Here is a 20,045-nt window from a genome sequence, read left to right on the forward strand (position 1 = left end):
TCAGGGGGCGGACGAACAGACAGTGGGCAGGTTGGGCGGCTGGCTTGCCTGTTGGCGCGCTTTTACTGGCGGGTGCCGTGCCAGTCTATGATGCCCTCGAAACCGTGAAGTGCCGTCCCTACAAGGACTATCAGGCTTGCCTCAACGGCGAGGGCGAGGTCGAAGATGAGGAGTGGCGAGCGCGTTAAGATGTCGGGCGAATGACCGTTAGCGCCCGACTCGCCGACATTGTAGATCGCGTTGCGAATGGGATAGGCGATACCGGTTGGGTGCGCCGTTTCAGGCCGTATATCCAGAAGAAGCGCTAGCGCCGGTCTCTCTTGTCAACACTTGTCGGCTACCGTGACTGAAGCCGGCGCAGTAGAGTGCGCTTCAGCGCCGATCGCGAGCGGGCATGTTGGGATTCGCTGCGGATCAAACCGCTGCCCAGACTTCCAAATTGCTAACAGGACCACCGCAAGCCTTCGCGCGAGTGCTACTCTTGCCTTTGACGGACCAGCGCGCTCTTTCAATGCTAACGCCCACCGCCTCAGCGTATTGTCTTGCTTGGAGAGCTGCATCAGAACTTTTGCCGCAGATACCAAGTGACTGCGGGTCATCTGATTGCCACGCTTGCTGATATGCCCCATGCGCGACGACTGACCGGATTGATTCAGCTTAGGCGCCAAGCCAAGATATGGACCGACATCTTCATTTCGAATGAAGCGACTGGGTTCGTCGATCGCCGTATAGAATGATAGAGCACTGATGCACCCGACACCAGGCACAGTCATTAGCCGACTGCACACTTCGTCATCCCGAGCAACGCGCGCGAGTCGCCGCGTAATTGTTTCCAGAGTTCGCCGTACCATTACGACAACTTCAAGCGTGGGAAGCAAAACCTCGCCCAGATCAACCCCCGTTGCACGGAGCCGCTCAATCTCCGCGATAACAGTCTTTTCCAGATGCGCGCCCGACCACGCGCGAGTGATATTGCCGCCATTGGAGCGCAGAATCCCTCGCATCGCGCTCTCGGTGGCTATCCTCTGCTGCATCAAGCGCTGGCGAAGTACGAGCTCTGAGCGAAGCCTCTGCGATCGCTCGCTTTTGACGAACACTTCGGGCACCGCTTGCCAGCCGAGCCTTAGTACGTCGGCGATGCCGCGCGCATCATTTCGATCCGACTTGTTTTGGCGCAACTCCAGAAATGCGTGGACATGGCGCGTCTCGAGAACGCGCACGTCATATCCGGCTTGTCGAAGGCCGCGGGTCAAGTGGATCGCAGTCCCCCCGGCCTCAATGCCGACGAGTAATCCCTTCTTGGTTTTCGGAAGGGCTTCCTCGATGGCGGAAGCCGACGCATGCGCGCTCCCCTCCCGCAGGATGCTACCAGCAGCGTCGAGGATGCAAATAGCGACAACATCTGCACCGGCGTCGATGCCAACCCAGCTTGCCCGTCTTGTCACCTCGGTCCTCCGCAATAAGCGGGAGGTCGTCCCATGACACTGTTCAGGGTCCTTGCCCTTCGTGGCACTTCCGGGCTCAGGCCTCCCGGCGGTCAAACTCACCCGTTACCAACGGGAAAGTTCCCGGTTGCGATGCACGACCATTCCAGGGTCAGAGCCCTTCACCGCCTTCGCGCATTTAACCTCCGGACCGCCCTATGGAGTGTAGCGGAGCTACGATAGGGCCGCAATGTCCGCTTTCCACCCGCTTGTGGTCATTGAATTTATGAGCCGGCGCTACCGTGAGGGCTCTACGTAGGGCGAGTCACCATTCATCAGCTGAATGGCCTCGCGAAAGCCGAGGAAGCTGTTGAACGGAATCAGGCTCGTAGCAGCGCGCCGACGGTTGGCGGCGACCGTCTCGCCCCGAAGCTTCTGGACGCCGCCTTGCCCCGCAGCGAACGCGTCCTCGAATACGAGGCCGAAGCTCGGACCCAGCACGGCGCCGGCAGGACCGCGCGTCGAGAAGCGCTGGCTCTCGCCGCGCATGGGTGCATCGGGGACGAAGGCGCGGCCACCCAACTCGAGCAGGTTCTTCGTCAGGTTGAACGGCGAGCCTGTTGCCGACTGCGCCAGCTTCTCGCCCGTATTGTTCAGGTCGAACCAGAACGAGAAGATCCCCGAGCGGTCGAGTCCCTCGCCGACGACATAGCCGGGGTTGCGTGCCTTCTCCTGAAACCGGTCGAACGACTCTCGCCCGCCGCGCCACGCCGCCAGCCAGGCGCTGAGCATGCCAATGGTCGTCATGGCGATCGTGCCCATGACGAACCGCGCCTTGCTCTCCTGCAGGCCCGCCAGCAGCACGCGGGAATGTGCCGCGACCATGAAGCTTCGGAACTGGAATATCGCACGTCCGAGCGGCGTACGAGCAAAGAGCGGGACGTCGCCGACGCCGGGGCTGACGATGATGCGGTCGACTTCCTTGCCGACTGCAGCGCGGAAGGCTCGCACCGCGTCCGGATCGTCCCACGCTTCCGTATTGGCGACGTGGACGCCATCGATCTGCTCGCCATGCGCCGCGTATTGCGCCTTGATCGCCGCAGCCGTGTCGGGATCGATGCCGAGGAAGGCGAGCTGGCGGGTACCGAAGCGGCCGCCGAGGATGCTATTCTGCGTCATGATCGACGTGACGCTCTGCATCGTGTCGTTCCAGAGGTTCATGCCCGACCATTTGCTGCCGACGCGCGTCATGTTGGCCATGAACCGCTCGATCGGCGTGCCGCGCTCCATGGGGTCGGCGATGCCGGTGAGCGTCGTGATCCGGTGCGCCAGCGCGCGCTCTACGACCGTGCCGGCGAGCTTCGCCTCGTGGACCGACATTCCCGCCGCCTTCGCATTGCGGATCAGCGGCGCGACGCCGTCCCCCATGAAGCTGCGCAGGCCCATGACCATTGCTGGCCGATACAGGTCCGAGAAGCTGGAGATGACGACGCCGCCCATGTGACGGACGAAATTGTAGTGGCCGATCGCACGCAGGGTGCGTGCCCAGCCGCTCGCGTTCTCGTTCGCCTTGTAGGTGCCGCGGATCAGGTCGCGCAGCGCTTTGAGGTCGCGCTGGTCCGCTTTCTGGCGCCTGTTCAGCGCAACGAGCTGGTTCTCGTCGGTGACGCCGTCGCGAAGCTTGCGATAGTCCTGCGCGATCCGCTGCAGCGGGCCGTCCAGGCGGGGATCGCCGAAGCGCCGGGTCAATTCGATGTCTGCGGCCAGCGTGCGCGAATAGCGGTGCATGACATCGATGACGTCATCCTCGAGCACGCCCTGCTTCTGGAGCATCCAGTCGGGAATCGGCAGCGTGCGCTCTCGCACCGGCCCGCGCTTGATCGGGGTCATGTATTCCGGCGCGACGCTGGTGCTGGCGCCGAAGTCTCGCCCCGTCAGCTTGTCATAGACATCGTCGATGATCTCCTTCGCCATCTCCTTGAAGCGCGGCATCACGCCGGGGTCGAAGGGATCGATGTTCTCGCCAAGCTTGCGGATTTCCCACTGCTCGCGGAAGGCATAGGCAGCCTCGGCGCTCTTCTCCTTCAGTTTCGCAATACGGGTGCGGCGTGCGGCTGCGGTGTCCGGCGTGTCGCTCAGCCGCTTGTGTCGGCTACGGAGCGAACGGCTCTTCCGGACATAGGCCTTATACTCGTCGCCGCCCTCGCGTGCCGCCTGCCGCGCTTCGGCGCGCAGCGTCTCCGCCTCGCTCGTCCTGCCGGCCTTCTCGGCCGCGCATGCCCTTGAGCGCAGGTCGTCGATCTGCGCGACGCGCGCGATCTGATCCGGATTGGCGGCGTCCAGCGCATCGGCTTGCGCCTTGAGCGATGCGACGCGATTGCCGCGCTTCCTGGGCGGCAGCGCCAAGTCGTCCAGGATCTCATCGACCGACGCCTGCTTCGCCCGGAATTTCTCGGCCGCCTCGGCATAGGAGGCGCCAATCCGCCGCTCCATGAAATCCGACCACTCGGCCTTGATCTCGGGCTCCTTCGCGATCAGCACCTTCGTGCGGTACTGGCGCGGGAAATAGCTCTGCGCGAACGAAACGTCGTCGCCGTCCTCGTAGAGCTTCACCGCCTTGCCCTCGGCGAAGAAGGGTTCGACCACCGCCGAGCGCCATGCCTTTGCCGCCTGACTGACGAAGTCGTTCTCGCCCTCGTCGCCGTTGCGCATCGCGCGCCCGACTGCCGCAGCGAACTCGTCCTGAGACATGTTGATGCCGGCCTTGCGCATCTCCGAGAAGATCGCGCGGGATTGGTTCACGCCGGTCGCCATGCGCGAATCCGCGGTCATCTTCGCCAGCCGCTCGACGGCGGGGCCAAGCGTCACCCCTTCGGCATGGCCAACCTGATAGAGCGTGTTCTCGGCAAGGCCCTGCGCCACCTCACGGACGACGGCGCTCGGACTCTGGTTCAGGCGCAGGTTCGGGTTGAGGAAGCTCGTTGCCTTGGCGATCCCGCCGGCCGCAGTGCCATCGACACTCAGCTCGCCAAGAGCGAAGGAGCGGACCGGCGCAGCGCTGAGCCCGCCGCCACCCTCTGTCGGCAACAAGGCGTCATAGCCGCGAAGCGCCGTGGCACGATCGCCGCGTGACAGGGCAGCCGATACGGCACCGCCCAGCAGCCCGCCGAGAATGATTGCGCCGCCAATGTTGACCGCACTCTCGCCTGCGGTGCGAAGCTCCTGCGTCGCCTGCAGCCCGGCCTCCTGAATGGAAGTGCTGAGCCCCGCGGCGATCGATGAGCGCAGCGCCACGTCGAGAACACGATAGGCCCCTTGCGCACCCTTGATGATGCCACCGCCTACGGGAATGAGCACCGTCGGATCGAGGACCGCAGCGCCGAAGTTTGCGAGGGTGGCGGTCCAGCCGCCCGCTTCCAGTGTCCGGCGATCATCCGTCTCTCGGTCCAGCTGCGCCTTGACCGCTGCGGTGTAGCGCGGATTGTTCGAGGTGGTGAAATACTCCCAGCGATCCTCGTACTCGGTCCCCTTGATGTCGTCCCACGCACTGTAGCTGGAACCGAGCACATTGGGCTTGTCCCAGAAGTTGCCGACGAGCGTGGCGAACGATCCGATGAGATTGTTCTGGCGGAAGGCTGCACCGAAGATCGCGCCGGTATCGGGCACGGGCAGCGATTGCGCCGTCGGCAATTCGCCGGTGCCCAGTGCCAGTATCGAGGTGGGATCGCGCTCAACGATCGGCACGCGTCACCATGCGCCGGGGTTGGATGGCAGGGCGAGCGGCGGTGCGCGGCGTGCCTCTGCCCGGCCTCGCGCAATCTGCGCGCGGTCGCGCATGAAGGCTCTCATCCGCTTTTCTGATTCCGCCTTTGTCGCCGCGGCCATGTCGGCCGCCCAGAGACCGGGCACCACGTTGACGACGCTCTGCCCGTCCTGCTGGTGCGAGTAGAGGATGCGATAGCGCGCGGTGCGACCGTTGCGGATGTCCTCGTCCGTGATGCCGGGAATGGGCACCAGGCGAACATCCTTCGTCTCGACGCCCGTCTCGGTTTTCACCGCGTCGCGCGCATCGGTGTAGAGATACTCGTGACTGCCACCGATCGCGGGATAGGCAAGCTCGGCTGCATATTTCCGCAGCTTGCCGAAGCGGGACGGCGCGTAGATCTTGCGCATCTGCGCCGTCGCCATGGCCTGCGAGGTGGACAGGTCGTGGCCGGATCGCAGGTTCTCGATGGTCAGCTCGGCATAGGTGGTGTTGGCCTCCATCGCCTCTTCGCGGCTGTTGAACACCCCGCCGAGCGCACGGGCGGCATCGTCGGCGCCGTTCTTGCGCAGGTTCTTGCGATAGGTATCTAGTTCGGCCTGACCGAACTTCACCTTCGTCCGGAACTCGGGCGTGTTCTCCTGCGCCACCCGTGCCGCCGCCTGCTGAGGCGGCATGCCGAGATCGTAAACATAGTGATTGAAGGCCAATGCAGCCTTCTCGATGTCGGAGGATCCCTCCACGCCCGCAAAGGCATTCGGGTTCCGGCGCAGCATATTGCCGGCGATGTTCGCCGCGGCACGAACTTCCTGCGCATTGGTGGAGACCAGACCCCCGCGCAGCGCCACCGCGCCGGACTTTGCGAGGATACCAGTCTGCTCCCAGACACCGAACGCCGCGAGCGCGCTCCCGCCCTTCGCCTTTACCGCCGCTTCCACCGCGTCGCGCTGGCGTGGATCGAACTGGTTCCAGCCGCCGCCTTGCCCGATCATCGCGTTGTAGGCGCTCAGGTCCGCAGTCGCGCGCTCGCGCTCCTTCCGGTTCGCATCCGCCGTCGACATGAACGATACCCGGTCCTGCGGTGACAAGGCGCTGCGAACATCGGTCGGCAGCTGGTCCATGCTGGTGAAGTTGTCGGGGCCGAGCTTCGCGATCTGGTCGAGGGCCCCACGGCGCGCCTGTTCTTCGACACGCGCCTGCAGTTGCTCGTCGCGCGATACGCGGCGCTCGACTTCCGCCTTGAAGCGGTCGCGCTGCTCCGGGGTCAGGCTCGCATCCCTGTCGATCGCGCCAAGCAGCGCGTTGAGGTCGTGCCGACGCGGGGAGTTCTCGGCTTCCTGCGTGCCTCCGACGGCCTGCTTGCCAACCAGCGTCTGCGGATCGACCGCCTTGCCGTCCTTCCAGACTTCCCAGTGGACATGGGGCCCGGTCGAGCGGCCCGTCATGCCCACTGCGCCGATCACGGTATCGGGACCGACCTTGTCGCCATCCTTCACGCGCACGGCGCCGAGGTGCATATACTTCGACACCGACCCGTCGCCATGCGTCACCGTGACGATATTGCCGCCCTTTGCCGACTTGCTGACCTTCGCGGTGCCGGGGGCAGTCGAATAGACCGCCGTGCCCATCGGGGCAGGAATATCGACGCCGTGGTGTCCGCCGTAGTCACGCGCGGCGTTAAACTGCCCACCCTTGACCGGTGGCCTCCCGGCGCCGTGGACCGGATCGGCGTAGGAGAATGGCGCGCGGGTGTCTCCGGCCGTGCCACGCCCCATCAGGTCGTTGACGTAGCTGTCGGTCTCGCGTCGCTCGAGCGGGTCCTTCAGCGCCGAGCGCAGGCGGCCCTCGTCGTCCGCAGACAACTCATCCGCATGCGCGTCGACATAGGCCAGAGCGTCATCGACCTTGTCCGCCGTCAACATCGCCGCGGCGATGCGCGAGTGGATCGCGCTGGTGTAGCGGAATACCTGCGCCTCGGTCTCGGCGGGGTCTACGCCGTCGGTCCGGTTCTGCCGGACGATCTCGGCGATTCCGGTCTCGATGTTGCGCTGGCGCAGATCGGGGTCGGTAGTGGCCAACGCTTCCTCGGCCGACATCTGCGAGCGCGCCGCCGATGCGGTGCGCTTCGCTTCGTCTGTCTCGCGGCGCACGTGAGCATCGATCTCGCCGAGCAGGCCGGTCGCACGCGCATCCAGCGTTTCGCCGAGCATCCGGCGCATGATCGGAGTGGTGGCACGTTCGCGGTACGCTTCACCCAGCTTCTGCAGGTCGCCTTCCAGCTGGGGCCGGATCGCGGCGGCATTGAGCCCCTTGCGCGACAGCATCTCGTTGCGCAGCGCCTGCGCTTCCTTGACCCATTCGATTTCGAGGGTTTTGGCGCCGGCATCGGCAATTTGCTCTTCCAGTTGCTGCTGCGTCGTGGCGTAGTCGGAGAGCGCGCCGCCGAGCTGCTGCATCCCGCGCGCCGCGCCGCCGAACGCGCCGCCGTCGTTGTCGAATGCGCGCAGGCGCTGGTTCGGCAGCGGATTGCGCTGGACCATGCCGGGTCGGGTGACGGGAACCTGCGCCATCAGCTGCGCCTCGCGAACTTGATCTTCTGATATTGCTGCGCGCCGCCGAGTAGGGTCGATGCAACCCCGAACACGCCCTGCGTGATCGCGCTCGATGCGGCCTGCCTGCTGGCGGTGGCATTGCTGCGGTAGTTGGCGGCGTTGATCTCGTAGCCACGCGCCTCGCGGATCGCATTCTCGCGAAGGTTCTGGACGTCCTCGGCCTGAAACGTGACGGTGTCGCCGCGGACGAGCCCCGCGGTGCCATAGTCCACGTCGATGCCGCTGGCTGCCATGGCGGCTCGCTGCGCGCCTTGTACCTGTGCCGCCTGGCGCTGGTAGTTCTGCGCCTCTACCTTGCCGCGGTCGATCGCGTCCCGCGCCGCCAGATCCTCCATCTGCGCATTGCGCGTGGCGACACGCGCCGCATAGCGGGACTGCGCAGCGGAAGATGCCGCCTGCATTCCGGTGCTGACGGGCGAGACGGCTGTCGATGCCAAGGCCAGCCCTACGGCTGCTGGGACGCACATCAGGCTTCCCTCCAGAAGTCCACGAACGGAAGCCCGCCGATCATCGCCACCTCGTCCCCAATCTCGAAGCCCCATTGCCCGAGCAGCCGGATCGCGCGGGTGTTTCCGGTCCAGACCTGATTTTCCAGACGGCGGAACCGCGCGTGCATCGCTGCAATAATCGGAGGACCAAGCGTCAGGAGCGGCCTTGCACAGGCAAACACCGCATCGGTGCCGAGCAGCCAGGGACGGGCCACGCTCTCGATCGCGTTGACCGGCGTGAGCCCAAGCATAGCCACCGGCCGCTCGTCGAAAGCGGTGAAGGCCAGTACCGACGCCTGCAATCCGAAGCGCAGCGCCTGCCTGGGCGTTCGACCGAAGGCGCCGCATTCCAGCGTGTCCGCCTCCCGCATATTCCTTGCGATGCGGCCGACATGGGCAGGCGATGCGGGCCGCAGATCGATCACGTCTCGGAGACTACGGGATCAAGATAGACCGCGGTGACCGTGAGCGGCAGCGGCTCCGCGGAGCGGATGAACAGCGTTGCCTCTCCCGCGGTTACGGGCTCGGTGCTGGCAGAGGCGGTGCCGGTGAACAGCGCAGTCGGCGAGCCCAGCGGCTCGTTGGTCCGCGCCTTCATCGCGTACATCTTCGACAGGCGCCTGCCGGTCTCGACGCCGCCCAGCCGGGTATCGGTCACCTGCACGACGATATCGCCGAGCATCTGTCGCTTGTCGCGAGACCAGCCTTGCTGCGTCTGGAACACGAGCGGCAGCGTCTCAATCAGCGCCTCATAGGGCAGGCCGATCGTGACGACGCGCTCGACGTCCTGCCCGACATCGACCCAGCCATTCGCATCAACCGTGAGCCCGCGGATCACGAAACCGTCCGCCAGCGCATCGACGGTAGCACCGGCAAGGTGCGGCACCTGAAACCGCGAGGTCGGGGTCTCGGGTTGATAGGTCAGCGCGCAATCGAGGAAGCAGCTATTCTCGGCCTGATCCCATTCGGCACTCGCCATGCGCTCGACGAAGCGACGCTCTACGCCGCCGATCGTCCGCAGCACCAGAAGGTAGAGACGTGTCTCGCCGCCCTCCTTGATCGCGCAGACATCTTCGACGGTGCCGTCGGTCTCGCACAGCGTCCAGCCCCAGACCTGTTGCTCGCGCTGCCATGTGAAGGTCGGCATCTTGCCGTCGCTGCGCGCGACCCAGAGCACGGACAACGGGTTGCGGGCGTAGGCCCAACCGTCGATCTGGTAGCTGCGGAACAGCCCCGGGGAGAAGATCGTTACGTCATTGGCCTGATAGCCGTCGATCTCGAAGGCGAAGCCGGCGGTATGAATCTCGCCACCACCCTCGGGCGCGTAGAAGGCGACGTTGTTGACGACGATCGGCTTCAGACGGCTGACATTGTCCTCGTTCTCGGGCAGCGCACGCGGAGGCGGGTTCGCGGCGAGATAGTCGGTGTTCGAGCCCTTGATCGTGAAGATGCCGTTGCTGGTAAGCGCGAGCAGGTCCTTCAGGGGGACGAACGAGTTCACCGCGTTCACCTTCTGCGACAGGATGCGGAAGACGATCGAGTCGTCCTCGCGCACAGGTCGCGCCGCATCCATGTTCTCGAAGTCCGCGGAGCGCGATGAATAGACGCCGTTCGGCACTGCGCGCGTCCGGGCCCAGATCAGGCGCTGCTCGAAGAAGGTCACGGAGGAAGGGTTGTTGCCATCCTCGAACGGATTGAAGGCCTGTGGCGGCGCATCGGTCAGGTCCGGGCCGATGTTGTCGTCGGTGAAGGTCGTGCTCTCGGTCTCGCCGATGAACCCGTACATCTGTTCGTTATAGGCCTTGTAGACCCGATAGCGCGAGGCACCCGTCGGCGCTGCCCATGTCAGGACGTTCTTGTTGCGCTTCAGCGTGAGATCGTTGGTAGCGCTGTCCGCCGTCGACGCGCGGCTCTCCTGCCCGGTATCGTCGTTGATGGCGGTGACCACATAGCTCGCCGGCTGCGGAAAATAGGCATTGCCGCTGTTGGCCGTGTCGGTGTTGGCAACCGTGGCGGTGACGTTCAGGCCCGTCGGCTCGGCGATCGTCGGGCCGATGGGCACCGTCACGAACTCCCATGACGTGTGGCTGCTGCGAACCAGCTTGGTCGGGTCATGGTCGATATGCGCCAGATAGACGATGTCGAACGCCTGCGCGTAGTCGAGATCCGCCAGCTCGACGGCGTTGTAGGGCGATCCCACCTTGTAGATGCGTGCCACGCTCATAGGTAGCTGATCGGCTCCCGTGCCTTGATGTTATGGGAGAGGATGCCGTTCGAGATGTACGAGCGCGCCGTGCCCACGCTGATCGCGACGACTTCGGCTACGCCGTCACGCTCGCCGACGGTCTCGATCTTCACCCATTCCTCGCCGTTCCAGAACCGGTGCCCCTTCGATGCGCGCAGGACCTGGTCGCCGATCTCGGCGCGCCAGACCGCGCGCACCACGCGCTGCACCGCCGTGACCGGGAAATCGCCCCATTCGAGCGTCGTCGCATGCCGGGTGCGGACCATGTCGCCGACGACGAGCCGTCGTGCCGACTTCTCGACGCCGTCTGCCATCAAGATCATCGTGTCGGAGGTGACGCAGTAGCCCCCGCCACCGACGGGCGGGTCTTCGGGTGGATCAACCGGCGGCGGAACGACGGGCGGAGTGGGCTCGGGATCGGGCTCTTCGACGCGGATGATGCCGCCGTCGTCGCCCGCGAAGGCGCTGAACCCGGTGCCATCCACGTTCACCGAAAACTGGTCCTCGTCGATGACGGTGACGGTGAGCACACGCCCGTTGAGCTCGGTCATTCCTTCGACGTCGCGAAAGAAAACCTCGTCGCCATCGGCATAGCCGTGGAAACTGGCAGTGATCAGGACCGGGTTGGTCTGCGTCGCGCCTTCGACGGTGAGCGCCTCCTCGAGCACCATGCCGCCCAGTGCGGCGAGCCGCATGTTTCCCTGTCCCATCACGAGCGCATAGGACGCCTCATAGGCGCCTTCGAAGGGCAGCAGTCGCTTGGCGCCGTCCTTCACCTCGTAGACCATGCGCGTGCCCGGACGCTTCGTCAGGCCGCCATATTTGAGGATGAGGACGTTCTTCCCCTCGCGAACGCCTGCGCTGTACGGCGCGATGTCGTGACGGCCCCAAAGCTCCTTCGACAGGACGCCCTTGGAGAAGTTGAACTGGCCGGCGCGCGGGCCCGTCATCAGATCAGGCCTAGGCGGGCGAGTTGCACCTCGGGGACGAAGTCGCGCGGCGATTCGCGGTCGCGGTTCATGTCGTCGGCCTTGGCGCGCTCGCGGGCAATTTCGGCCATGCGGATCAACTCGAGCTGGCGCGCGCGGTCCTTCTTGACCGGCATGACGATGCGGCATGCGAGTTCCAGCGCCAGCGCACGCGCGAATTTCGGGGTGAAGGTGGCTTCGGAGGGCTCGGTCGTGGTGTGATCGAGGATCGCGCCTTCCTGATTGGTGTAGAGCCTGCCGCCCTCGATGCGGAACGGGACGATCGCCTCGAAGCCGCGCATCGCGCCGTACCAGCTGAAAGTCCGCGAGGTCGACACGTCGGCGGCGGAGAACGGCAGAACGTGGCTGGGGCGGGCGACATTGGCGGGAAGGGAATAGGCGTAGTCCCATTCCTGCTCCCGGTCGTTGGTTACGACCGCCAGCGTGGTCCGGACATTCGCGAAGTCGTAGGCGTGGTCGTCCAGCAGCAGTTCGAGCGAGGGTTGATACTGGTCTCGGCACGCTTCAGCCGCGATGCTCACTTCCTCGATCGTGTCGATGCGGGCGTCGGGAAGCTCGCCGACAGCCATGTTCCAGATCTGGAGGCGGGAAAGGGCCATGCACGTCGGTTAGCGCTGCGGCATCCCGCGATGCGCGGGGATGCACAGGTTCCGCCCATATACCCGGTCGAGGTGCAGGGTCAGTTGAGCGCGGCTACACAGAAAAGGGCGGACCCGAAGGCCCGCCCTCTCTTGCCCGCCGCGACGAACTCAGACGTCGTTGCGCTTGGCCTCGATCGCTTCGCGGATCTCGTCATTGGTGGCACCTTCCGGCACCTCCACGCTTTCCGCGTCGGCGATGGCGAGCAGTTGCTCCTTGTTCTTGCCGGTCAGTGCCGCCGGACGCTGCGGCCTTGAGCCGCCGGGCTGGCCGTCGCCGTCATGGTCGAACGCCGAGCCCACGACTTCCTCCACCGCTGCCGGCGCATCGACCGGGGCAGGGCGGATGAAGGTGTTGTTGTGCTCGACGGTACCCGGGGGCAGCGTCTGGGGACGCAGGCCGTTGCCCGGGGCAACCGGCGCCATCGCTGCCGGTTGCGTGCCGGTGTTGGTGTCGGTCGGATCGGCGACGTTGTCCCCGTACCTCGGCTCACCCGCGTCGGCCTCTTCGGCTTCCCGGTGGGCGAGCGCGGCGCGCAGCTGCTCGAGCGTCATCTGCCCGATCGGGGTGGACGCGGCGGCCAGAACCTCGCCCTTCGCATCCACGTCCACGATCTCGCCGGGATAAACCAGACGCCCGCCGATGAACGACTTCTTTTCGACAACCTTTTCCATTGCGTGTCTCCCTTAGAAGCCGTGGCTCTCGGACACCGGGCGCGAAGCCTGCGGGGTCTCGCTGCCGATGACGAAGCCCGCCGTGATCGCGCCGGCACCATAGGCGCCGGTCGCCGAGGTGTAGCGGAAGCCGGCATAGGGCTGGGTGAACTCGGGCAAAGGAATGTCGAGCAGGCGCTTGCCCGCCGAGACATTCACGTTGGACGAGCCGTTGGCGATGGCGCCGGAGGTGCCCAGCGACGTCACGTTGGTCGAGAGCGCGGCATTGTCCGCCTGGATCAGCTCGACCGTGAGCGCCGTGCCGGTGCCGCCGGTGAACGAAGTCTCCACCTGCGCGACCGCACGCAGGTTGCGCGACCGGCTCTGACCGCCAAGCCCGCTGACGAGAATGCTGTCGGTGGACACCAGCGGCGTCGAGGTGACGGTCTGCTTTTCCGAGGCAAGCAGTTCCTTGTCGGTGTTCATGTTCCTGTCTCCTTAGACGACGCGGGCTTCGTCGACGTTCAGGGCGTCGAGCGAGCGGATGGGGGTGCCGTCGAACACGGTCACCTTGCGGCCTCCGATGGTGTCGAAGCCGAGCATGGAGCGACCCGTGCGGCTGTCGCTCAGCGCCTGCATGCGAAGCATCGCGCCGATCGGGCGCGGCGTGTAGACCGCCGCATTGCCGCCGAGCGCCTGAATGCGCTCGATCGCCTGCACCAGCAGCATCTCCAGATCGGCACCCGTCGACCGGTTGGCCTTGAGGTCCGAGAAGTCGATGTTCGCGATGCGGACAGCGTGCCGGTGGTCCTTGACGGCGAGGCCGCAGTCCCACTGGAAGAAGTCCGAATAGGCGAGGTACTGGTTGCCGCTCTCGTCGGGCACGAGGTCGCCGATCGGATAGCCGTCGGGACCTTCGCGCAGGTTGGTCGTCGCATCCATGTGGAGTAGGCCGGCCTTGGTGCCCTTGGGATAGATGCCCGTGATGGTCTCGGGGCCCCAGTTGACGACCCAGATCGAACGGTTGTCCGAGCCCGAGCCGCCGGCATCGATGATGTAGTCCTGCGTCGGCCCGCTCAGGCTGTTGTAGCGCGGCGACAGACCGGTGAACTCCTTCGATTCGTAGAAGGAGTTGCCGTAGAACAGGGTCTCCACGAACTCGTCGTTCATCGAATCGAAGAACGGCTTGGCGAAGCTCATGCGCGCCTTGGCCGGATTGCCGCCGAGGATCGCGAGGCTGCGGTCCATCTGCGACGTCGCGGCCAGCTGCGCTGCTGCCTCGTCGAACGAACCGACGGTGCCCTTCGATCGCGGCACGCCCTGATTGTAGCGCCGCCATGCGACGCCGGGCTTGCCGGTGCGTACCCACGTGCGGTCGCCGGTGAGAAGGTTGCCCTCGTTCCAGCTGACATCATCGAGGACGGGATTGTCCTTGGTGAGGATTTCAGCGACCTGGCCCTGCGCTTCGCCCGCCTCGCCGTACGTGGTGGTGACGTCGATAAGCGTGGCCAATGCTCCGTTACGTGCTGCCATGTCTTACCCTTTCGGTTGAAATGCATCCCCGTAGAGCTTCTGCTCCGGGGTCTTCGGGATCACGGCAGCATCGCCGCGTTCGAAGCTTCCTTCCGCCAGATCGCGGCCGACACCGGCCACGAAGCGGATCAGGTCGGGGTGGTTGCCGAGCCCGCTCTCATCGAGCAGCTGGCGCAGTCCCTCGCCCTTCTTGAGGCCGTAGTGATCGAAGGCGCGAGCCGCGGCGGTCAGCGTCGCGTCCTTGTTCGCGCCGCCGATTTCGGGATCCGCCTCGAACTGCGACACCCATTCGCGGCGCTGGTTGGCGGCGTTCTGCTGGATGCCGTCATTGGCCTTGGCGATGATACGCTCTGCGAACTTCGCCGCGGCAGGCATCAGCTTCTGCGCCTGCTCGTTCGACAGTTTCAGGTCGCGGAAGACCGGATCGGCCTCGGCAAGGCTCTCCGCATCGAGCGTGAAGCCCTCGGGCGCGGTCAGATCATATTTCTCAGGCGGTCCCGGATCAGCGCCTTGTTCATCGCCCGCTCCGCCTTCGCCCTTGTCCGTCGCGCCTTTCTGCCCTTCACCGCCTTCGCCAGCGCCTCCGAGAAGGGAAGCATCGTCATCCCCTGCGCCCACCGCGTCGCCATCGCCCTGATCTCCGGCCGCGTTGCCATTGTCGGCGTCGCCAGCGGCAGTGCCGGCGCCGGCATCGTGCCCGTCGGGCGAGCGCATGAAGCGGCCATGGGCACGCTCCAGCGGCGTCATCCGCAAGCGGTCAGCGAACAGGGGATTCGTCCTAGGGATCTGCATCGGTGGTCTCCTTGGGGGTGGCTTCGCTGAGGATGGCGACGAGCACATGCTCGATGGTGCCGTGCGGCAGTCCGACTGCCGCTTCGCGAAGGATGTCCAACCCCAGAGACCTGCGCCCTTCACGAGAGAGAAGGGATTGTTCGGCTCCGGCAGTTGGTATCCAGATACCTGCGTGATTGGCGATGCGCAACAGAAATCTGCGGAATGGCGCAGATGCCATCAGCATCCTCATGTCGAGTTCGTGCTGGGTCGCGCGGCTCATCCGACGAGCCTTTCGAGTAGCGAGCCCGAGCCCGTGTCAGCCTCGGACATCAGCCGGGCGGCGTCGGCACCGTCCTTCGCCGCCGGCATCATCGCGGCCATCTGCTCGGCCTGCTGCTGCTGTGCGCGTTGCTGGCGGATCGCATCGCGCATCTTGGGGTCGCGCAGGCCCGTCGCGGGAGCACCGCTGCGCTCCCAATAGTCCTTCACGATCGCGTCGGTATCGAGGTTGTCGGCGGCTTCCGGGAAGGAGGCCGCGAGATTGCCGACGAACGATACGGCGCGTTCGGTCTGGCCGATGCCGAGCATGCGCTGCGCCTGTGTCAGCACCGACACGAAGTCGGTCTTCAACTCCTGGCCCTGCAACTCCTCGGGCGGCTCGGGCAGGAGGTGGAGCAGGTCGCCGCGGGCTGCGAGGATGCCGCCGACGCGATCATTCGCGGGCTCGAGCAATTCGCCGTTGGCGCGATCGGTCACGGGCCCGAGCTGGGTCAGCTGTTCCTCGTGCCGACGCGCGAGTTCCTCGATATTGCGCGGCTGCACACCTTCCATGGTCGAGATCGCCATGAACAGGTCGACATAGGCCATGCGGTCCACGGCCTGCTGACGGCGGACCAGCTTGGCCTCCACTGCCTGCACGGCCTGATAGCCGATCTCGTAGACCGGCTTGATGCCGACGCTCATGTCCGCGGCGGCTACGGTAGTGTGGTTGCCGGGGAGCATGCCGACGCGATCGATCGTGGGCGGGCCCCATGTCGGCGGCTTGACCAGCATGTCCTCGGCCTCGCCGCTGCGCTTGCCGGAAAGCTGGAGCGCGCGAAGATCGGGGAGGGCGACCTTGCCGCGTCCGGTGCCCCAGATGTCGCCGCTGACGGTCTCCCAGCGCGGCGCCATGAACGGCTGGTCGCGATAGCCCTCGATGCTCAGGAACTTCTTCTTGCTCTCCTCGGTCTCCAGCCATTTGACCGAGCGGAAAGGCATGCCGATGCGGCCGATCTTGCCCGGCACATAAGCGGGGTTCGGCTCGATGACCTGCCGGATGACGAAGTTGTCGTCGTAGCTGCCCTTGTCCCACGCATCCTTGATCCGCGACGGCACGCGATCCCAATGCAGTGTGCGGCTGTCGAAGCGATCGGCGACGAAGTTCTCGACGATCTGGCGGGTATCGAACCCGAAGCTGCGTGCGAGCGAGTCCGGGCGGAGATCCTGCCCGACCGCGATGCCGTATTCTCCGACGGTCAGCGGATGACAGACGAACTTTGGCGAGGTCGCATCGTGCTGCTGGATGACGACGGCGCCGGTCCCGAATCCGCTCATCTCGCGATAGCAGGACAGCATCGCCTCGTAGAAGTTCGAGGCACCGAGAGCGGAGTTCACGAGCTGGTCGTAGGCGTCGAGCCAGACCTGCACCGGATGGTAGTCCATCAGGTCCTCGTCTTCGAGCTGCGACTTGCGCCATGGGCGAGAGCGCGAGGACAGGCCCGAGAGCATCCCGTTGGCGAGGATGTCGAACGACCGGATCGCGTGCCCGTCGTGGAGGCGCGTGTTGGCGGTGGCGTTACGCTGCTTGCGCTTGTGGCATTCGACCAGCTGCCGCGAACGCTGCGGCATGCACAGGCCGGCGATCTCGTACCATTCCGCCGCGAGATCGCTCGGCGGCATCATGGTCTTGTACCGCCGCTCGACGTGCTCGCGCAACTTGTCGTCTTCGGTTTGCCGGACGGTCAGGGTGCCGCCTGTCGCCACTCAGACGCCCGTGATGTTGGTGGTGGGGGCAGCGCCGGCCTGAGGCGCGAACATCGCAGCAGCGTATCCGCGGCGCCTGCGGTCGCGGTCTGCCATTCGCAGCGTGGGGTCAGTCGCCGGCTGTTTCGCCGGCTGTCGCTCCGGGATCGGGGCGGGGTCGGGCATCTTCGGAGCGCCAAGGCACATGCGGGTCACCTGCTGGTTGCAGGTGCGTGCCTAGGACGGCTGGGAAGCCCCGTGCGGCGCGATGCACAGGGTCAGCGGAACTCGGCGTAGCGATCCTGCTCCGGTGCCCTGTAGCGATGGCCGGAGGCCTGCCTTGCGCAGGCCTCCGCAAGCTGCTGCAACACGACCTCGCCATGCTCGCGATACTCGGCAACGGGCACGCAGACGCATCCGTCCCGTCCGTCGACAATGCGGAAGTCGGCGCAGACCACGGGCACGCCCGCATCGACGGTCTCGCGGATATTGGTGACGCGCGGCATCAGTGAAGCTCCGAGAAGCGATCATAGTGGTTGTGGGTGTCGACATAGCTCGCAGGATCGCGCGACGCTGGCACGCGCGGTGCGACGGGTTCGGCGAAGGTGCAGCCCAGCGCGTCAAGATTGTCCGGCGAGGGTAGGCCGCGGGCCTTCATGTGCGCCTTCTTCTCCAGCAGGATCGATGTCTCGCCATCGCTGTAGCTGTATTCGGGCCCGGTCAGGTCGTCCTCGATCTCCTGCTCGTCGGGAATGACGCCGCCACGCTTCAGCCAGGCGCGCACGCTCACCGCCATCTCGGAACGCTTGTTGGCAGTCTTGACGTGGACGCCGTTCTCCCACTCCACCGAGCGTCCGGGCCCGCCGAAATTGACCTCGAACACCGGGATCTTGCCCTTGAGTAGCTGGCGGAGACGATCGACCACCGCGCCGCCGATGTTGCCGACGTCCACGAAGATCGCATCCGGCTTCCAGCGCTCAGCCTCGAGTGCGATGTCGCCGGCCACTGTCATGCTGTCCATGTGGTGCCAGCGCTTCCACGGAATGGACCGGGCATCGCGGCCCTTGCGGATCGCGAGCACCGAACTGTCGTCCCCGAAGCGCGCGCAGTCGACGCCGAAGATGATCGGATCGCTGGGTAGCCCGGGCGGAACGGCGCGGGTGCGGGCCTCCTGCGCCAGATCAGTGCCGATGAACTGCATGGACGAAGCCGACGGGAACATGCCGCGGACGCGCACCTTCACGATGTCGCTGTTCTCGCCGTAGGTCGCGACCAGCTCGTTGAGATAGACCTTGTTGGTGCCCTCGACCGTGCGGGAATCGATCTGCTTCGTCTTCCAGAGGTGGCGATGCTTGCCGAACGCCTCGCGGAAGCGGCCGGTGTTCTTCGTCGGGTTGCCGAACGCGAGCCACAGGATTTCGGTATCCTCGTCGGTCAGCGCGCCCTGTGCGACTTCCCAGACCTTGTCGGAGATGCCCGAGGCCTCGTCGAAGATCAGGATGATGCGCTTGCCCATGTTGTGCAGGCCGGCGAATGCCTCGGTGTTGTTCTCGGACCATGTCACCGCATCGGCGCGCCACGACTTGTCGTGTCCCGCCTGCGTGGAGATCAGTGCCGTGGCGGTGGGGCGGAACCAGTCCCGCGTGATGGCGAGGTTGTTCCACTTCGTCACCTCGGGCCACGTCTTATTGAGTATCTGCGTTTCGGTGTTCGCGGTGAGCACGATGCGCGTGTCGTCGCAGGTATCGAGCCCCCACTTCGTCACCATCGACACCAGCGCCGATTTGCCGATGCCGTGACCCGACGCGCGGCCGAGACGGCAGGGCTGGTGCCGGGTCAGCGGATTGGACAGGTGCTCGCCGATCTGGATCAGCGCCTCCCGCTGCCATTCACGCGGCCCGTTCGCTTTCGCCAGCGTGCCCGGTTCACCCCACGGGAAGGCGTACAGCGCGTAGTGGAGCGGGTCGTGCGTGAAGCCGGCGATGTCCTCCGCCAGCATGACGCGGGGATCAGGTTTCGTCGCCACCCGCCACCTTCGCGCGGCGCGCTGCGATGATGTCCGCCAGGTCGAGCCTGTTGCCGTCAGCGTCGGCATGCTTGAGCTGCATCGCGTCGCCGTACCGCTTGGGGTCCCACTTCGCGAGAAGCTTCAGGCGCGTCTCGACCCGCAGCTTGGAGCGCTGGACGTGCTCATGGTTGAGCGCCTCGTACTCGCTGCCGTCCTCACGCTCGCGGGTCTCCCAGTCGTTGGTGCCGTCGTCCGCGATCTCCAGTGCTTCCTCGGCGATGGCATCAAAGCCTTTCGCGCGCGCACCTGCGATGCGTCCGGCAAAGGCTGCGTCTTGCTCCATCCAGTCATAGACCGTCGACTTGCCTACACCGTGGATGCGACAAAGCTGTCGGAGGGGCACGCCATCGGCGATGCCCTCGACAAGCGCGTTTTCCAGATCTGCGGTTCGCAGCGTCACGCCACCCCCGCCTTCACCAGCAGCCGATTGGCCCGCAGCCGGAAATCGCGATCCTCCCGCCACTGCGTATCGGCGTTGCGGAACGTGCGGATCACGGCGGAGTGATCGCGGTTCATCGCCCGGCCGATGCGCGGGAACGGAACGGCGAGATGCCGCCTCGCCACCACGATCACCAGCCTGCGCATGTCCATCGTCTCCTCGTCCATTCTCGGCCCGCGGATCATCGAGATTACCTCGGCATCGTGCTCGGCCACCGTGAAGATCAGCCGGCACACTGCCAGAGGCGCGTCGGCATCGCGGGCGAGATGCACAGGGCTGAGGTAGCGCTCGGCCGGGATGATGGGCTCGATCAGCATCGCGAGTCCGCCGTCTTCGACACCGCCGGCATGGCCGCCACGATCGCCGGTTCAACCCGAGCACCCTCGGCCCGGCCTGCCTGAAACTCGGTGCTTT

18 protein-coding genes are annotated in these 20,045 nt (G+C 65.6%); all 18 read right to left on the reverse strand.

The window, feature by feature from the left end; translation table 11 throughout:
- Positions 1 to 323: 323 nt before the first annotated feature.
- Positions 324 to 1,445, reverse strand: coding sequence for an IS110 family transposase (locus Q9Q95_RS13285; RefSeq protein WP_306097610.1), 1,122 nt, complete (start codon positions 1,443 to 1,445; stop codon positions 324 to 326).
- Between the two features lie 276 nt (positions 1,446 to 1,721).
- A complete protein-coding gene (locus Q9Q95_RS13290) occupies positions 1,722 to 5,168 on the reverse strand; it encodes a hypothetical protein (protein ID WP_306097611.1) in 3,447 nt (1,148 codons plus the stop codon).
- Between the two features lie 3 nt (positions 5,169 to 5,171).
- Entirely contained in the window at positions 5,172 to 7,757 is a 2,586-nt protein-coding gene (locus Q9Q95_RS13295) for a M23 family metallopeptidase (protein WP_306097612.1), read from the reverse strand.
- Positions 7,757 to 8,236, reverse strand: a complete 480-nt coding sequence (locus Q9Q95_RS13300; RefSeq protein WP_306097613.1) for a hypothetical protein — start codon at positions 8,234 to 8,236, stop codon at positions 7,757 to 7,759. The genes Q9Q95_RS13295 and Q9Q95_RS13300 overlap by 1 nt, the downstream gene beginning before the upstream one ends.
- A gap of 29 nt (positions 8,237 to 8,265) precedes the next feature.
- Positions 8,266 to 8,712, reverse strand: coding sequence for a hypothetical protein (locus Q9Q95_RS13305; protein ID WP_306097614.1), 447 nt, complete (start codon positions 8,710 to 8,712; stop codon positions 8,266 to 8,268).
- Positions 8,709 to 10,511: a hypothetical protein gene (locus Q9Q95_RS13310; RefSeq protein ID WP_306097615.1), complete on the reverse strand. Its 1,803-nt coding sequence runs from the start codon at positions 10,509 to 10,511 to the stop codon at positions 8,709 to 8,711. The genes Q9Q95_RS13305 and Q9Q95_RS13310 overlap by 4 nt, the downstream gene beginning before the upstream one ends.
- Positions 10,508 to 11,482, reverse strand: coding sequence for a ubiquitin-activating E1 FCCH domain-containing protein (locus tag Q9Q95_RS13315; protein WP_306097616.1), 975 nt, complete (start codon positions 11,480 to 11,482; stop codon positions 10,508 to 10,510). Before Q9Q95_RS13315 ends, Q9Q95_RS13310 begins: the two co-directional genes overlap by 4 nt.
- Complete coding sequence (locus Q9Q95_RS13320; protein WP_306097617.1) at positions 11,482 to 12,120, reverse strand: hypothetical protein; 639 nt, start codon at positions 12,118 to 12,120, stop codon at positions 11,482 to 11,484. The genes Q9Q95_RS13315 and Q9Q95_RS13320 overlap by 1 nt, the downstream gene beginning before the upstream one ends.
- A 150-nt stretch (positions 12,121 to 12,270) precedes the next feature.
- Positions 12,271 to 12,834, reverse strand: coding sequence for a hypothetical protein (locus Q9Q95_RS13325; protein ID WP_306097618.1), 564 nt, complete (start codon positions 12,832 to 12,834; stop codon positions 12,271 to 12,273).
- Between the two features lie 12 nt (positions 12,835 to 12,846).
- Positions 12,847 to 13,299, reverse strand: coding sequence for a Bbp16 family capsid cement protein (locus tag Q9Q95_RS13330; protein ID WP_306097619.1), 453 nt, complete (start codon positions 13,297 to 13,299; stop codon positions 12,847 to 12,849).
- Between the two features lie 12 nt (positions 13,300 to 13,311).
- Positions 13,312 to 14,346 (reverse strand): major capsid protein, encoded by a 1,035-nt coding sequence (locus Q9Q95_RS13335; RefSeq protein WP_306097620.1) that lies wholly within the window; start codon positions 14,344 to 14,346, stop codon positions 13,312 to 13,314.
- Positions 14,347 to 14,349: 3 nt separating this feature from the next.
- A complete protein-coding gene (locus tag Q9Q95_RS13340; RefSeq protein ID WP_306097621.1) occupies positions 14,350 to 15,138 on the reverse strand; it encodes a hypothetical protein in 789 nt (262 codons plus the stop codon).
- Positions 15,125 to 15,400, reverse strand: a complete 276-nt coding sequence (locus tag Q9Q95_RS13345; protein ID WP_306097622.1) for a hypothetical protein — start codon at positions 15,398 to 15,400, stop codon at positions 15,125 to 15,127. The genes Q9Q95_RS13340 and Q9Q95_RS13345 overlap by 14 nt, the downstream gene beginning before the upstream one ends.
- Positions 15,397 to 17,145: a portal protein gene (locus tag Q9Q95_RS13350; protein WP_306097623.1), complete on the reverse strand. Its 1,749-nt coding sequence runs from the start codon at positions 17,143 to 17,145 to the stop codon at positions 15,397 to 15,399. The genes Q9Q95_RS13345 and Q9Q95_RS13350 overlap by 4 nt, the downstream gene beginning before the upstream one ends.
- Positions 17,146 to 17,402: 257 nt before the next feature.
- Positions 17,403 to 17,630: a hypothetical protein gene (locus tag Q9Q95_RS13355; protein WP_306097624.1), complete on the reverse strand. Its 228-nt coding sequence runs from the start codon at positions 17,628 to 17,630 to the stop codon at positions 17,403 to 17,405.
- Positions 17,630 to 19,219, reverse strand: coding sequence for a terminase (locus Q9Q95_RS13360; RefSeq protein WP_306097625.1), 1,590 nt, complete (start codon positions 19,217 to 19,219; stop codon positions 17,630 to 17,632). The genes Q9Q95_RS13355 and Q9Q95_RS13360 overlap by 1 nt, the downstream gene beginning before the upstream one ends.
- Positions 19,134 to 19,592: a terminase small subunit protein gene (locus Q9Q95_RS13365; protein ID WP_306097626.1), complete on the reverse strand. Its 459-nt coding sequence runs from the start codon at positions 19,590 to 19,592 to the stop codon at positions 19,134 to 19,136. The genes Q9Q95_RS13360 and Q9Q95_RS13365 overlap by 86 nt, the downstream gene beginning before the upstream one ends.
- Positions 19,589 to 19,948: a helix-turn-helix domain-containing protein gene (locus tag Q9Q95_RS13370; protein WP_306097627.1), complete on the reverse strand. Its 360-nt coding sequence runs from the start codon at positions 19,946 to 19,948 to the stop codon at positions 19,589 to 19,591. Before Q9Q95_RS13370 ends, Q9Q95_RS13365 begins: the two co-directional genes overlap by 4 nt.
- Positions 19,949 to 20,045: the final 97 nt, after the last annotated feature.

The organism is Sphingomonas sp. DG1-23, assembly GCF_030730875.1.
GTDB lineage: Bacteria > Pseudomonadota > Alphaproteobacteria > Sphingomonadales > Sphingomonadaceae > Sphingomonas.